General features: G+C 43.8%; 15 protein-coding genes, 1 tRNA gene and 1 pseudogene. 5 read left to right on the forward strand and 12 right to left on the reverse strand.

What is annotated here, in order from left to right; all coding sequences use genetic code 11:
- Positions 1-390: 390 nt before the first annotated feature.
- Entirely contained in the window at positions 391-2,388 is a 1,998-nt protein-coding gene (locus MAS10914_RS0106385) for a sensor histidine kinase (protein WP_017315078.1), read from the forward strand.
- Positions 2,385-2,969, forward strand: coding sequence for an SRPBCC family protein (locus MAS10914_RS0106390; RefSeq protein ID WP_017315079.1), 585 nt, complete (start codon positions 2,385-2,387; stop codon positions 2,967-2,969). The genes MAS10914_RS0106385 and MAS10914_RS0106390 overlap by 4 nt, the downstream gene beginning before the upstream one ends.
- A gap of 81 nt (positions 2,970-3,050) precedes the next feature.
- Here the strand turns inward: MAS10914_RS0106390 and MAS10914_RS0106395 are convergent.
- Positions 3,051-3,123: transfer RNA gene (locus MAS10914_RS0106395), tRNA-Glu, on the reverse strand.
- A 434-nt stretch (positions 3,124-3,557) separates the two neighbouring features.
- Between MAS10914_RS0106395 and MAS10914_RS0106405 the strand changes: the two genes are divergently transcribed.
- Positions 3,558-5,474 (forward strand): cation:proton antiporter, encoded by a 1,917-nt coding sequence (locus MAS10914_RS0106405; RefSeq protein WP_017315081.1) that lies wholly within the window; start codon positions 3,558-3,560, stop codon positions 5,472-5,474.
- 5 nt (positions 5,475-5,479) lie between these two features.
- Here the strand turns inward: MAS10914_RS0106405 and MAS10914_RS0106410 are convergent, their stop codons facing one another.
- Both MAS10914_RS0106410 and MAS10914_RS0106415 read right to left on the reverse strand, forming a co-directional pair.
- Entirely contained in the window at positions 5,480-6,133 is a 654-nt protein-coding gene (locus tag MAS10914_RS0106410; protein WP_017315082.1) for a cytochrome b N-terminal domain-containing protein, read from the reverse strand.
- Between the two features lie 116 nt (positions 6,134-6,249).
- Positions 6,250-6,945, reverse strand: a complete 696-nt coding sequence (locus tag MAS10914_RS0106415; protein WP_017315083.1) for an esterase/lipase family protein — start codon at positions 6,943-6,945, stop codon at positions 6,250-6,252.
- A gap of 333 nt (positions 6,946-7,278) precedes the next feature.
- Between MAS10914_RS0106415 and MAS10914_RS29710 the strand changes: the two genes are divergently transcribed.
- Positions 7,279-9,006 (forward strand): hypothetical protein, encoded by a 1,728-nt coding sequence (locus tag MAS10914_RS29710; RefSeq protein WP_017315085.1) that lies wholly within the window; start codon positions 7,279-7,281, stop codon positions 9,004-9,006.
- Between the two features lie 141 nt (positions 9,007-9,147).
- Here the strand turns inward: MAS10914_RS29710 and petJ are convergent, their stop codons facing one another.
- From petJ to MAS10914_RS0106460, 8 genes and pseudogenes are all read right to left on the reverse strand, one after another.
- Entirely contained in the window at positions 9,148-9,501 is a 354-nt protein-coding gene (petJ, locus tag MAS10914_RS0106430) for a cytochrome c6 PetJ (RefSeq protein ID WP_017315086.1), read from the reverse strand.
- Between the two features lie 330 nt (positions 9,502-9,831).
- A complete protein-coding gene (gene petE, locus MAS10914_RS0106435; protein ID WP_017315087.1) occupies positions 9,832-10,251 on the reverse strand; it encodes a plastocyanin in 420 nt (139 codons plus the stop codon).
- 245 nt (positions 10,252-10,496) lie between these two features.
- A complete protein-coding gene (locus MAS10914_RS36115; RefSeq protein WP_017315088.1) occupies positions 10,497-10,619 on the reverse strand; it encodes a cytochrome c family protein in 123 nt (40 codons plus the stop codon).
- Positions 10,616-10,714 (reverse strand): annotated as a pseudogene (locus tag MAS10914_RS36610) (photosystem II cytochrome PsbV2); the annotation flags it as partial. The gene MAS10914_RS36115 and the pseudogene MAS10914_RS36610, both read right to left, overlap by 4 nt.
- Positions 10,715-10,830: 116 nt before the next feature.
- Entirely contained in the window at positions 10,831-11,322 is a 492-nt protein-coding gene (gene psbV, locus MAS10914_RS0106445; protein ID WP_017315089.1) for a photosystem II cytochrome c-550, read from the reverse strand.
- Positions 11,323-11,446: 124 nt separating this feature from the next.
- On the reverse strand, positions 11,447-11,662 hold the full coding sequence (locus MAS10914_RS0106450) for a hypothetical protein (RefSeq protein ID WP_017315090.1): 216 nt from the start codon (positions 11,660-11,662) through the stop codon (positions 11,447-11,449).
- 39 nt (positions 11,663-11,701) lie between these two features.
- Complete coding sequence (locus tag MAS10914_RS33970) at positions 11,702-11,932, reverse strand: hypothetical protein (protein WP_156818101.1); 231 nt, start codon at positions 11,930-11,932, stop codon at positions 11,702-11,704.
- 152 nt (positions 11,933-12,084) lie between these two features.
- Positions 12,085-12,948 (reverse strand): carbohydrate ABC transporter permease, encoded by an 864-nt coding sequence (locus tag MAS10914_RS0106460; protein ID WP_017315092.1) that lies wholly within the window; start codon positions 12,946-12,948, stop codon positions 12,085-12,087.
- 18 nt (positions 12,949-12,966) lie between these two features.
- Here MAS10914_RS0106460 and MAS10914_RS36120 point away from each other — a divergent pair, with 18 nt between their 5' ends.
- Positions 12,967-13,095 carry a hypothetical protein gene (locus MAS10914_RS36120; protein ID WP_269635045.1) on the forward strand — a complete coding sequence of 43 codons (129 nt, stop codon included), beginning with the start codon at positions 12,967-12,969 and terminating at the stop codon, positions 13,093-13,095.
- A 23-nt stretch (positions 13,096-13,118) separates the two neighbouring features.
- On the opposite strand, the gene MAS10914_RS0106465 is transcribed toward MAS10914_RS36120, so the two are convergent.
- A complete protein-coding gene (locus tag MAS10914_RS0106465) occupies positions 13,119-14,318 on the reverse strand; it encodes an FAD-dependent monooxygenase (RefSeq protein ID WP_017315093.1) in 1,200 nt (399 codons plus the stop codon).
- Positions 14,319-14,327 lie beyond the last annotated feature (9 nt).

Raw genomic sequence — 14,327 nt, forward strand, 5'->3', positions numbered from 1 at the left:
CTCATCGATAATCAGTGTTAACGCGGATAGAATTTACTGAGTTTTAGCCTCAAGTCCAGAGAAATTACGGTTTATGTGTGGAGGCATGCAGGATATCCTAGGTCAAGGTTAGCAAGTTATTAAAGCCGAAGAACACTCAAAAATTCTTTTGCTACAGCATCTTAATATGTTCATGAGAGTTTTTACCTAAAGAGAGATTGGTTTAAGATACGAGGATTTGGTCATCTCTATTGGTCATCTTAAATAGAAAGGGGCTATAACAGGTGAAAGACAATTTTAAAGCAAGATTTGCCGTTCCTCAGGGTACAGTAGCACAAGCTTTGGGTGAATGATAAGCCAAGAGGTTGCTTACTTTAGAAAATGGGGTCAATATTTAAGAGCGTGCTAAGAATGAACAAGCCTTTATCGTTGTCAAAGTGCCTAGATGAAGTAGAACGACAGCAAAAATACCCGGTCAAGCTGATGCAGCATCAGGAAGAACCTGCCTACCAGTTGGTACAAAAAATTAATAAAATCATCGCCAATAGCTCGACTCCGACAAATATGCTGCAAGATATTGCCCAATTGTTAGGAGTTGCTTTTAAAGTAGATTGCTGTAGCTTAGTGACAGTGTCAGCTGAGGTGTCCGGCGAGGCAATATCTGCTCATTGGTGCGCGCAAGAGAATTTAGAGTCCCCTCAGACAGAGGAGATGTTTTCAATAGAATGCGCTTCTGAGACATTGACTATTGAGGATATTCCAACGATTGAAAAAAGTTTGCCAATTGGACGTCAATCTTTGCCGGTGACGATAAAGGCTGTTTTGGCAATTCCTACTCGGTTGGCTGGCAACAATAACGGCGTGATTAGTCTGATTAAATCGCAGCCCTACGATTGGAGTCAACCAGAAAAACAGCTATTAAAAGCTGTGGAGTCGTCTTGCGCGATCGCATTTTCTCAAGTAGCACAAGCACAGCAGATTGCCCATCAAAATCAGTATCTGCAAACTTGCGTTCAGCATCAAAGCTTGATCAAGCAACTAACTATATTAAGTCGTAGCAACCTGGAGTTGAATCAAATGCTTCAGTTAGCGATTGCTTCTACATCTGAAGCTCTCCAAGTGGAACGTGGTTTGCTTATACTACTGAAGTATACAGATCCGCTGTTTAGAACTCGACAAAAAAAACAAATTCCCAAAGCAAAAGCCACTGTTGTGGGTGAATGGTCTAAGGAAACAGAAACTTCCCTGACAACAAAATCAGACACTTCAGATAGTTCTTTTTTTATTTCTGACTGTGGTTTATGCCAGCGTGCCTTTCTAGATTCTGGAAAACCATTAATGATTAATGATGATACCGATTTACAAGATACTTTAACAGTCGCCCCAGTATTTGCACTAGAAGTCTTGCCTGCAGTGCTATTAATGCCATTAGAGATTCAAGGCAAAGTTTTGGGATTTTTGGTATTACAGCAAACAAATGCTCGCAGTTGGCAATCAGCAGAATTAAATATAGTGGAAATGGTCTGTGCTCAACTGAGCAACGCCATAATTCAGACACAGACACTGCGACAAGTACAAACATTGGTAGATGAACGCACAGCACAACTGCAACGTAGTTTGGAAGTCCAAGCAAAACTCTACGAAGTAAAACGTCAGCAGACTGAGCAGTTGCAGAAACTTAACGATTTGAAGGATGAATTTTTAAGCAATATCAGCGATCGCTTGCGCCATCCACTAACAAGAATTCGTTTGGCTATCCTTAACTTACGTCAAATGGGTCAATTGAACGAGCGTCAGGTTAGATACGCCGATATGATTGAGCAAGATTGCACCGATGAAATTAATTTGATTAATGACTTACTAACGCTCCAAGAATTAGCAACCCATAATGAACGTCCGCAATTAGAAACTACCGATTTAAATGCGAGAATTCGTGATTTAGCAGTCACTTTTGACACTAAACTAACAGAGAAAGGCTTATGCCTTTCTTTAGATTTGCCTGATTCTCCACTTACAGTGCAAACTGAAGTAGAGAGTTTTGACCGGATTGTGCAGGAATTGTTAACAAATGCTAGTAAATACTCGGAACAAGATACTGTTGTTCATTTGCAAGCGACTCACCAAGTAAATCAACAACTCGATCAAGTTATTATTAAGGTGACTAATATAGGACGTGGCATCTCAGAAGAAGAAGCTACTTACATATTTGACAGGTTCCGTCGGGGTAGAGGAAGATGGACTCCAGGGACTGGCTTGGGGCTTGCGCTCGTCAAGTCTTTAGTGCAACATCTAAATGGGTCGATTGCGGTGGAGAGTACGCCCATTAAGGATTCTAGCTTGAGTAAAATCTCCTTCACTCTGACGCTGCCCCAATTTTCCCAACAAAGTGACTCCTATTCTAAAAAGTGACTGAAGAACACAACAAACAAGAGGAACTGGATTTATCCGCCATCGGCGACAACAGCGACCTAGAATTGAATTTGGCTGTTGATGCAGTTGATTTACAACCTGTGGAAGTGCAAATCGAGAAAATAGCAGAGCGACAGCGACAAATAACTGCTAAGCTTCAAATTCCGCAACCAGTTGAACAAGTCTGGAAAGTCCTAACAGATTATGAAGCCTTAGCTGACTTCGTCCCCAGCCTAGCTAAAAGTCGCCTAGTTAAGCATCCTCAAGGAGGGATTCGTCTAGAACAAGTAGGATCTGGGCGCTTTCTCCGCTTCAACTTCTGTGCGCGTGTTGTTCTCGATTTAGAGGAAAAATTCCTTAAGGAAATTAATTTCCGTATGGTAGAAGGAGATTTTAAAGACTTCTCTGGTAGCTGGCTATTAGAACCTTGTTCCCTTGATAATATTGTGGGAACTGCTCTGTGCTATACTGTCAAAGTTTTGCCTAAACGTACTATGCCAGTGGGAATGATTGAACGTCGTCTCAGTAACGATATGCGCTTGAATCTTCTCGCAGTTCGCAAAAGGGCATTAGGAACATGAAGATTGGAGAAAGAAGAGGAAGTAAGCTATCCTGTCTACCTTCCATCTTCTTTGCTTTTTTCTTAATTTTTATTATTTTAGTACCCCCAGGGGAATTCGAATCCCCGTTACCTCCGTGAAAGGGAGGTGTCCTAGGCCTCTAGACGATGGGGGCGTTTGGTTGAGACTTATATAAATTTAACGATTTTCGCTGCTGATGTCAACAGCTTTTGGAAAAAAATATAGCAAGAAGAGAAATTGGCAAATTCCAACTGTGTACCAGCAAAAAAGCCTAAAAATGAGAATAACTCAGGGAGCAAAATCCAGAATTTACAATCACCCCATATCCTATGGCAGGGTTCATTCTTCTTGGGTGTTCTGATCCCTGAGTTCTTGATTGGTCAATGAAAGAGTTCTGCTCATTCTTTACTTACGAACAATCGTCACAGTTGTTTCACCAGAAACCCAAACTATTGTATTATATCAAACTAAGTATGATAAAAAAGCTCAATTTAGTAAGGGACAGTGGGTGTGCTGTCGCACCCAGTAAAGTTAATATTAACTATCTTTTACAAAAGATTTTGAAATACATCGCTCAAAATCTACCGCATGGAAGCATCTTTTGAAATCACCCTGCAGATGGTGATTACCGTCTTTGCAGGTATTAGCGCCCAGGTGCTGGCTGCATACCTTCGGGTACCCAGCATTGTCTTTTTGCTGATGTTTGGCATTTTGCTTGGCTCTGATGGCATTGGGCTGTTGCACCCTCATATGCTAGGCACTGGGCTGGAAGTTATCGTCGCTTTGGCAACAGCAATCATTTTGTTTGAAGGCGGACTCAACCTGGATCTGCGAGAGTTAGGCAAAGTTTCGACTAGCCTGCAATTGCTCGTCACCCTGGGAACCATGATCACACTGCTTGGGGGCAGCATGGCGGCGCACTGGCTGGGTGAATTCCCTTGGCCTATTGCTTTTCTCTACGCTTCCTTAGTTGTGGTGACAGGACCAACCGTTGTTAGTCCTCTGCTCAAACAAATCAATGTGGATCGACAAGTAGCAACGCTTTTGGAAGGGGAAGGCGTTCTCATCGACCCAGTGGGAGCTATCCTCGCCGTCGTGGTGCTAAACACGTTATTAAACGACCACACTGACTTCATCACAGCAATGAGTAGTCTCATACTGCGCCTTGGCATTGGTAGCGTGATTGGTGCAGCAGGTGGCTGGCTGATGTCCTTAGTTAGCAAACGTGCCAATTTTCTATCATTTGAGGTGAAAAACCTGGTCGTCTTAGCGGGGTTGTGGGGCTTATTTGCCCTATCGCAGATGATTCGCAGCGATTCGGGACTGATGGCAGTTGTCGTTGCAGGAGTCGTTTTTGGAGCTTCCTCGGTGCCAGAAGAAAGATTGTTGAGACGTTTCAAAGGTCAACTGACGATTCTCAGTGTTTCGGTGCTCTTCATTTTGCTAGCTGCTGATCTATCTATTGCCAGTGTGTTTGCCTTGGGTTGGGGCGGTGTGTTCACAGTTCTGGTACTGATGTTTGTCGTTCGCCCAATTAACATCCTCTTGTGTACCTGGAACAGTGGTCTTAACTGGCGACAGAAACTGTTTTTAAGCTGGGTTTCCCCAAGAGGAATAGTTTCTGCCTCCGTTGCTTCTTTGTTTGCAATTTTACTGACGCAGCGCGGTGTTAACGGTGGTGAAGCAATCAAAGCTTTGGTGTTTCTCACAATTATCATGACCGTGGTCTGCCAAGGGCTAACGGCTGGGTGGGTTGCCAAGTTTCTGCAAATCACCTCAAAAGACGCCACTGGGGCGGTGATTGTGGGTTGTAATCCTTTGAGTCTACTGATTGCCAGGTTGTTTCAAGAACGGGGAGAAGCAGTGGTGATGATTGACACTGACCCAAAACGTTGCGAACAAGCAGAAGCACAAAATCTCAGGGTTATAGCCAGCAGCGCCTTGGATACTGGTGTATTGGAAGAAGCGGGACTTGCCTCAATGGGAACTTTTCTGGCAATGACCAGTAATGGTGAGGTCAATTTTGTCTTAGCGCAACGTGCGACAGAAGAGTTTAACCCGCCGCGTGTCCTGGCAGTTTTCCCCCGCGATCCCCAAGCAACCACCTCTACCAATGAGAGTCAAGTTAACCAGGCTTTCATCCCAGACTTACCAATTAAGACTTGGAATGAGTATGTGAACGACGGACGAGTCAAGTTGGGGACAACGACACTCAATGAATCTGATTTTGACCTTCAACAGGAGCATATGCAGGCATTGATTAGAGATGGCGAGTTGATACCCCTATTGGTAGAACGAGAAGAACATCTTCAGGTTATGCCCGCAACCGAAGAGTGGAAGGTTGGCGATCGCATTATCTATCTGTTACACGATCCCAGACCACACCTTTTAAAACGCCTGTCGGGTGGTAATCAGTCAACTCGCCTCGCTCTGGAAAAATTACCGGAGGTTGAAGAAATACCGTTGGCAAAATCTCAACTTTCCACCAGCGATGCTCCCACTTAAATGCGTTAGCCTTCAGCATTCAATGGTTGCTGCTGTCGCTCACCAGTTTCCGGTGCTCCTTGAGCATACATTTTTTTCATTTGCTTTTCTTGCCAAAGCACACTCAATAAATGCACTACAGCTAGAACTAAGGCAGCAACCGAGATGAGATAACTGTGTATTGTGTAAAGGTGCTGGACAGTTACGGTGCTAATGGCTCCACCACCAGTTAAGATGTCTCGCAATACGGAACCGACAAAAGGAATAGCTTCTATGGTTCCCAGTTCGATGCTAAAACGCCAAAATCCTTCTTGATCCCAAGAGAGGATCATTGCTGTCCAACCCAATCCAATTGCACTTAGGGTAAACAAAATTGCACTTATCCAAGCAGTCAGCCAACTCTTACGAAATTGTCTGCTGATAAACATGACCACAATTTGAATCAGGGCAATGACAACAACCGCGTTACCAGCAATCTGGTGTGCTTTGTGGAACAACCAGCCGTATGGGACTTCCGTATCAATGATTTTTAACGACTGGTAAGCTCTACCTGCTGCTGGTTCATAGTAAAAGGACAGCAAAATTCCAGTAGTCGCACCAACCAAGGTCAGGGTAATGATGACTACCGATAATATCGTCGTTATTCGCCGCAGAACTACATCAGACTGAGTGTTGTGCATAACTGAGTGCTCCTATTCTTAACTCTTTATTTACTTTTATTACGAGTTTAACTAAGAATTATTAAGAATAGTTATTTTTTGAGGAGAGATCAGGACTCACCTAGCTGATAACTTTTTTAAATCAAATAAGACAACCAAGCTTGTAACGGTTCTGGTGAACCGTACCACCGTGGAGAACTTCTGGGAGAATGCTTGACTCCCTCAATAACAAGATTTTCCGCCCCCTCAAGATGAGCAGCTTCAATGGGTATAATTCCATCACCCCAAGTGTTACCTTTGCCGCAGGTTAACTGATAACTACTGTAAGCTAACCAACTACCCCGCCGTCTTTGCCCAAAGATCGTTTTTCCGGCAACACAAACGTAGCGAACATTTTTGTAAAATGCTCCTGGATAGTTTTGATTCACAAAATCCAAATTCCAACGCGTCCAGCGTTCTTGGCTAACATGAGGTGTCCCCAAAGTGAGCAGAGTTCCTACCAAAGGGTAAGCTTGCCATATAGATGACTTGATTTCACCGCGTCCTAAGTAAGGTTTTTCTCCAAGGTAGATACGAGATATCCAACCTCCTGCTGAGTGACCAATTAAGTTAATTTGAGACGCATTGCATCGCTGTAATATCTGCTTGACCGTATCATCGAGTTGCCGCAAAATAGGCGTCATAGGTCTTCCGCCAAGAGTGGGTATCCAGTCACGCCGTCGCAGCGGTACCGTGACCGTGGGAAAACCCAACTGTTGCAAGGATTTTTCTAGTGGACGGTAAGCGATCGCGCTTTCTAGATATCCAGGCAAAATAACTGTCGGTAATGGCATTTTTGATTGTGGAAAAGGCAACCCTATTAGATATCATTGTATACCCAGCCTTACGCAAGTGCCCGGACTTGGAAGAAAAAGTTAAATTCTATAAAGATAATGCTTTTGCAAGCATAGCCGTAGCAAATGCAACTTTTTAAGAAAAAATGCGTCGTTTTGAAAAAACATAACAAGCCATAAGTCCAAAAATTGGTGTTATTCCTGTTTCTAATTCCCGACAGGAAGCTATTATTTGTAGAGGGACGCTTCCGTTCTACTATATGTTACCTCAATGTTACCTCAAAGATAAAATTGCTAGATAACTGCAACCGAGCCGAGTGAACGATAACAGCTATGTCCTACGTCTCCCTCCTGAAAAATCTACCAGAATTCTTAAGCCAGCCTACTGGAATAGCAGCCATAGCATCTGTTGGTATTCACGGTGCTATTGCGTTGCTGCTGCCGATAGTGCCAATGGATTCCAAACCCAAACAAGAAGCATCATCAAAAAACAGCGTTGGACTTGTTGAATTAAGTCAGGCTGAACAAAGCCGTCTGCCAAAACCGGGCACGCCACAACTATCGTTACAACCTCAAGCGCCCGTACTACCACAAGTTCCCCCGCCAAGCTTTGCCAATCAATCAATTCCATCATTGCCGCCCATGCCACCAGCAGCGGCTTCTACCGATCTAATACTACCCCCGCTTCCCAGAACAAATAACATAGCCATTGCGTCCTTGCCTAAAAGCCAGTCATTGCCAATTCTTTCCCAGAGAGATTTGCAACCTAGTCCCTCCTTTAGTACGAAAGTAAGACCGTTTCCTCGTTATGTAGACAGGGTACAATTAGGCGAATCTAAGCCGCTGGAGTCTTCCAGAATTCCTTACAATGTGCCTTCAGTGCAGGCCGCTAACATATCTCAGGCACAGGAAATGATTAATACTTCTGCTCCTGTTAGGTCTGAGCAGATGCCTGCTGCATCTTCCTCAGAGGGAAGTACCGCCACACAAACCACTGAGTCTGGGGGTGAGGGATCACAAGTTGCTAGACAACAGCTAGTCACGCCAGTTGTACAACCTCCACTAGCTGGGGATAATAGTATAGCCCTGAGAGGGCAAAACCTCCCGCAATTGCCGCAAGGTTCTAATTTCACAGTACCTAAGCTGCCATCACTAGTACCTGAGTCGCCATCACTAGCCACTGAGCAGTTGGCGTCGAAACCCAAGACTTTTGTAGAGCGTTTCAGTGAAGCCAAAAAGCAATATCCTGACTTAGAAACGAAGCAGCCTATAGCCGCAATAATCAATGCTAAAGCGGAGGAAGAAGGCAACGTTGAGGGTGATTTGGTAATCAATGGTGCAGGTCAAGTAGAATCTATAGGCTTTCACGATAACTCCGTCTCCTCTGACCTCAAAACATCTGTCAGGGAATATTTCAGGGAATATTTCCAAAAAAATCCTGTCCAAGCAAATGGCAAGCCCAAGTTTTACCCATTTAACATTTCGTTTAAGTCTAACAGCAGCAACATTTCTAAAACTCCTGCACCAGAACTGTCAACCTCATCTCAAGTCAATCAAACACAACCAATAACTCAAGCACAACGAAGCCTTATTCAACGTTTGCGTCCAGTCGAGGTCAATTCACTACCATCTAAAGAACCGCAAAAAGTCAAGCTGACTCAGCCTTTGCGTCCAGAGGCAGTCAATCAACAAGTATCCCAAAGCCGTCAGACGAGCGTCGCACCACAAGCCAATCAACAAAGACAAACATCTCGGCAACAGGTGATTCAAAGACAGACAACCTCCGCACCACAAGCCAATCAACAAAGACAAACGTCAAGGCAACAGGTAGTTGTGAGGCAGTCTGCGTCTTCTTCACAAACCGATACAGAACAACAAACATCACAGCAGCAGGTGGTTGTGAAGCAGACGACATCTGCACCGCCAGCTAATCAAGAACAAGCTTCTCAGCAAGAAGTCAGTAGCAATCTGCCTGCTACCTCTGTTGAATCTAGTAAAAAACTAATCAGACAGTTGCGTGAATTCAGAGACAAAAGACACGGGGGCAATCAAGAACAATAAAAACAGTTAGATGAGGAATTGAGAATATGTTCGTCGTCAGCGCTGATAACGAACCAATAACCTTATCTAAAATTCCTTGGCTTACTTCCCAATAACAAAAAACCCTCTAGTGTTTCAGAGGGTTGTCTTTTTGCAAATTTTTCAGCTACCTTGCCAGCCTTGTTCCGCTTTCTGAAAAACGTAAGCAGCTACCTCTAGAATCTCCTGTTCGCTCAACTTACTCTTGTATGCTGGCATTGCATTTTTCCCATTTTGCACCAGGTAGATAATCGCTTGAATTGAGTCCGCATCATAATTTTCCAGGTACTTTGATAAAGCTTCCTTTTTCAAAGTTTTTTCATCAATGAGGATGTTACCACCACCTATGTGACAAGAAGCGCAGTTAGCGTTAAAGATTTTGCCACCGTTGGATATTTCGCCTGCAAATGCTGTATGAATGAATGTAAATTGGAACAGGGCGATCGCGAATATAAAGATAAATAAAACTCTTCTCAAGAGATTCTCCTTGCAACTAGCCTCCAGCCACTCAAAACACCGTCTTCAGTTACTATTCTAGGGCTGCTAGAAGCCTTAAAAGAACTACTCTTTTATACAGTTCTCACTCACTCGTGCTCATAGATATTGGATACATCTCGTTTGAAAAATTTATCAAAATTAGCGGTGACGAGCTTACCCCCCTCCGTTGCTACTAACATCTCAGACGAGGATAAAACTTGTCACCGCTGATCACTCCTTATACTCACTACCCTAACATTAGGCTATGTTACCTAGGAGCGAATTTCGCTAATTAGCACGACGAAGTGTTTTTTGTCAACAGCGTTACATCTAGCCTTGCACAGTAACTTTGCCTACCATGCCAGCGCCACGATGAGGTTCGCAGTAGAAGGTGTAGTCACCAGGAGGTGTGTCTGCTGAGAAAGTTGTTTCATATTCTTGACCAGGACTCATCAGCAACTGCTTATGAGACAGAGATTTAGCTAGATCGGCGCTCTTGTTTGGGTTTTTAGCAGCATCAAACACAACATTATGGGGAGGAACTTTGTTGTTCACCCATTTAATTGTGTCGCCTGGTTTAATTGTCAACTTATTTGGTTCAAATGCCAGCATGCCCTTGTCACTACCCAGCTTTACAGTATATGTCTCAGCCGCAGCACTGGGAGCGAAAACAGCGAAGCTACTAACAACTAAAAAAATTGTTAACAGTGCTAAACTAAAGCGCCGTAAACTTGACGCAATAAATTTCATGGCTTTCTCCTAACAGCAGGTTTTATTTTCACTTATTCATTTTAAATAAAATTAAGCCTAAATATGACAATCTGTCGTAGATGCAAGTTTTTTTAAACAATGGCGAGCCATTAATAGTTAAATTGAATGCAATCAGCAATGACCTCTTGACTCGGAAACGCAAAAATGCATCTCTCTAATCAGAGAAAAAACAATCAGTAAGAGAATAGATTTCTGTTTTTAGTTGAGGAGTATTTAATGACTTTTCAAAAATCTTGATTACCCCAACCAGGAGCCTTTGGTGCTGCTGTGACAACGAAAGCAGCTAAACTTTCCACATCCTGTTGGGATAACAAACCTGGAGTTACCTGACGGCAAAAAAAGTTCATTCACCACCATTGTACCTTATAGGTTTCCGTATAAAAGCAACAAACGCATTAATGTTATCTCGTGGGGAGTTAGCGCCTTTGAGTGTTGTCAGAGATAGAGAAACTAGCGGAAGTCACTAGTCACTGATCCCTAGTCATTAATATAAGCAGCTAATGACTAATGACTAATGACTAATGACTAATGACTAATGACTAAATCCTCAAATGGGCTTTAGTAATAAATTTTACCGCCACCCCATTTTTCACCGATAATCTTTGGTTGCAGGAGAATATGACCGGCGATCGCCTCCAAGTCATCATCCGTGAGATTTCTCATTTCTGTGAAAATATCTGCACTCTTGGTGCTGGGATGTAATTCGGAAATCTCCTCTTCCCCGTCGTATGTAGTGGGGTTTTTCATGTAGTCCACCAAACTTTCAATGTTGTTACGGTTTGGTGTAGCTAGTGCTAGAGTTTCAGGATCGAGTCCCACGTTTTGGTTTGTCTTGGTAACACCTCCAACATGACATTGGGCGCAAGCGTATTGAAATAGGCGTTTGCCTTCTTTGACTTGTTTAAGGCTGAGGACAACCGTGTCACCACTCTCATTTAATGGCACCGTGCGGGTAGCTTCATCCAGTTCCACTGCTGTGGCGCTACCGACAATAAATTGAAATGTCAGCAAAATAGTAGCTGCAAAAATGCCAAATAATCTTCTAAACATTTTTCCCCTTAACAATTTTGACGCTCAACACAGCTAAAATGGCGATTCTCAACCTCATTCGGGCTAATTGCTAATGGCTAATTCTTCGTTGTCATTAGCCATTAGCTAAAGCGCGAGACCCGTCTTAGGTAACTTCGGTTTCCCCAACTGAGTTACTAGTACCTTCTGGGTGTGTTTCAGACAAAATTTGGGTAATAACTGCCTTTGCATCCTCTAAAGCCAAACGGGTCTTAGGGTTTTTATAGGCAATTAAGAGTTTGTCACACACAGATAGCACCTTTTCCACAGAAACACTGTAGTCTGCTGCTATCTCGGCAATTGACAGATCTGCAAAACCCATAACGCTTCAGGTAGAGATTGAGCTGCTGTAATACCAATATCACGTCAGGAGTGCAATTTGTTCCCCAAAATACTGGTGGCTTCCTAGGTGACTCTTAAGGATATAGATGGCGTTGAGTTCACCTTTGTAGACAGGGTCTCCCGTACGCTCCACACCTGAGGCAAAGCCTACAATCTGTCCTGATGGGTCAAGAGCAACGTATGTATGTAAAGTTTTCACTGTCTTTGGCACTGCTAAGGATTTGCTCCCAACCACGTTCGCGTTTTTCATAGGATTGAGCTAGGTACTCATCTGGCACAATACCACGATAAATTGTGCGCCAAGTGTCTAAATGGACTCTTGCAATCATTGGTAAATCGTTTAAGGGTAGCTTCTCTTAAAAGCATAAGATGGCTCTCATAGCATTTTGAATTGTGAATTGCCTAGCCCTTCCCCCCTGTAAACGTCACACTTTCAATAAAATACCTATTAAAAAATGCGTAAATAGCCAAAGCTGGCAAAGTAAACACCATAGAAGCCGCCATAATATAATTCCAATAGCTAATAAATTGACCTTTAAAAGTATTCAATCCCAAAGGTAAGGTAAACATTTCTGGGTCAAACAAGATAACTATAGGTAGCAAGAAATTATTCCAACTTCCCATAAATACAAAAACGGCTTGTGCTGCTAGTGCCGATTTTGCTAAAGGGAGAACAATATGCCGAAAAATGCCCCACGTATTTAATCCATCCAATTGCCCAGCTTCTTCCAATTCCTTAGGAAAATTAATGAAAAACTGCCGCATCATGAAAATAAAAGTAGCATTGACCATGCTAGGGACAATCATACCTTGATAGGAATTCAGCCAGCCGAAAGCTTTCAAAATCAAAAATGTGGGAATTAAGGTTATCTGTGCGGGTACTGCCAACACTGCCAAAATAAGGAAGAACCAGAAGTGCCTACCCCGAAAGCGTAGCCTTGCCAAGGCATAACCAGCCATTGAGTTGAACAACAAGTTTAATACAGTAACACTAGTAGCAATGACCACGCTGTTAAACAACCAACGCAGAAACAGCGGTTCTTGGAAAAAAATTTGTTTGTAGTTGTCGAGAGTAAAGTTTTTGGGTAGGAAATTAGGTTCACCGCTAACAATTTCAGGTAGCGGCTTAAATGATGCCGAAAGCGCCCACAAAAAAGGAATGAGGGTAATGACTGCATACAGTGTCACTACGACGTACAGCAGTACTTTGAGCCACCAGGTGCGAGAGATATTGGTCAAATTCTTTCGCCTCGAAAAAACCGCCATTGAATCAAAGTGATAACAATGATAACTGCTGCGAGCAAAAAGGCGATGCTCCCAAAGGGAGCCGCCCAAGGGGCGATCGCCGCTGCATATCGCATCTGCAAGTTACGAAATACAGCGTGGTATAGCAGTATAACTACGGTAAGGTAGTGTTGACATTAAGCCATTATCCTTTAAACAGTCAAATGCACCTGCGTTATACCCTGGCGCATTTCATGCTGTCGCTTTAGCCAAGACTGTTGAATTCTTTTTCGAACTAAGGGAGCAAGTTGAATCAATAGCCAACGTATGAGTGCATTTTTTCGCAGTTGTTCCCCTTGTGCGGCTTCCTCTATCTGGAGTTGTTGAGCGCGGATAATTTCTGGCTCACGTTCCGCTTGAATGCGCGATAATGCCGCGTCAATCTCTTCGTGCCCAGCTTCTGCGTGAAATAGCGGTACAAGATGATTAGCGGCGACAATGACATCACGCAATGCTACATTGATTCCTTGAGCGCGGACGGGAGACATTGGGTGTGCAGCATCACCCAGAAGCAAAACTCCTGGCGCGTACCAGCTTGGACAACGACCAACCACAACTGATAGCCGAATCGGGGTTTCGATAGTGCCTGCATGGCTACGGAAATGTTCTGCCATCCATGAGGGTGATAGCGACGCAAAAACTTCTGCCCACTTTGTTTGCTTCCAGTCGGTTCTATCGTCTGCGGACATCACCCACGCCAGATGCAGTTTCCCTTCCTCTGCCCCATGAAAAATGCTGAATCCGCAATCCTTATTAAGAATGGAATAAAATACATTGTTTGCAGCGAACCTGGGACTGGCAGCAAGTTTGAACCAGAGAATATCCACATCCTTTGGCTGGCGTACCAATTGCAACCCTGCGCGTTGTCGTACAACCGAATTCCGACCGTCCGTCCCAATCACGAGTTCGGCGGAAATTTCACGTCCATCGCCCAGTGTCACACCCGCAACTCGATGATTAATCCAGAGTAAATCCTTTACAGAAACACCTTGTATAAATTCAAATCCAGGGTAAGCCTGAGCTTGGGCAATCATTGCTTCAAGCAACGGCGGTTGCAACACCAGTGTACAGGGTCGATCTGCCCCCATTGGCTCCTCAACTCGAAACAACCACTTTCCGCCCACAATGAACTCCCATGCGTCGAGTTGTCGATGAGGAATACGTTCCAGTATCGTGGATAATCCCATTTGCTCAAGTGCATCCAACCCACTCGGCATTAACCCTTCGCCACGAAACACTCGATGGAAATCCTTCGCTGCCTCAATCAATATCACTGCGATACCGCGTTTTACAAGAAGTAAGGCAAGTGCTGCACCAGTCGGACCTGCACCCGTAATTACAATCTGTGCCATCACATCCCC

Origin of the sequence: Mastigocladopsis repens PCC 10914 (assembly GCF_000315565.1) — a bacterium.
Lineage (GTDB): Bacteria > Cyanobacteriota > Cyanobacteriia > Cyanobacteriales > Nostocaceae > Mastigocladopsis > Mastigocladopsis repens.

Coding starts and splice junctions, on each gene's coding strand:
- MAS10914_RS36115 (WP_017315088.1), bottom strand. CDS start 10,619: ATGAACTTTTTTTGCCGTCAGGTAACTCCAGGTTTGTTATCCCAACAG.
- MAS10914_RS36120 (WP_269635045.1), top strand. CDS start 12,967: ATGATAACTGCTGCGAGCAAAAAGGCGATGCTCCCAAAGGGAGCCGCC.
- MAS10914_RS0106405 (WP_017315081.1), top strand. CDS start 3,558: ATGGAAGCATCTTTTGAAATCACCCTGCAGATGGTGATTACCGTCTTT.
- psbV (WP_017315089.1), bottom strand. CDS start 11,322: ATGTTTAGAAGATTATTTGGCATTTTTGCAGCTACTATTTTGCTGACA.
- MAS10914_RS0106450 (WP_017315090.1), bottom strand. CDS start 11,662: ATGGGTTTTGCAGATCTGTCAATTGCCGAGATAGCAGCAGACTACAGT.
- petE (WP_017315087.1), bottom strand. CDS start 10,251: ATGAAATTTATTGCGTCAAGTTTACGGCGCTTTAGTTTAGCACTGTTA.
- MAS10914_RS0106410 (WP_017315082.1), bottom strand. CDS start 6,133: ATGCACAACACTCAGTCTGATGTAGTTCTGCGGCGAATAACGACGATA.
- MAS10914_RS29710 (WP_017315085.1), top strand. CDS start 7,279: ATGTCCTACGTCTCCCTCCTGAAAAATCTACCAGAATTCTTAAGCCAG.
- MAS10914_RS0106415 (WP_017315083.1), bottom strand. CDS start 6,945: ATGCCATTACCGACAGTTATTTTGCCTGGATATCTAGAAAGCGCGATC.
- MAS10914_RS0106465 (WP_017315093.1), bottom strand. CDS start 14,318: ATGGCACAGATTGTAATTACGGGTGCAGGTCCGACTGGTGCAGCACTT.
- MAS10914_RS33970 (WP_156818101.1), bottom strand. CDS start 11,932: ATGAAAAACGCGAACGTGGTTGGGAGCAAATCCTTAGCAGTGCCAAAG.
- MAS10914_RS0106385 (WP_017315078.1), top strand. CDS start 391: ATGAACAAGCCTTTATCGTTGTCAAAGTGCCTAGATGAAGTAGAACGA.
- MAS10914_RS0106460 (WP_017315092.1), bottom strand. CDS start 12,948: ATGGCGGTTTTTTCGAGGCGAAAGAATTTGACCAATATCTCTCGCACC.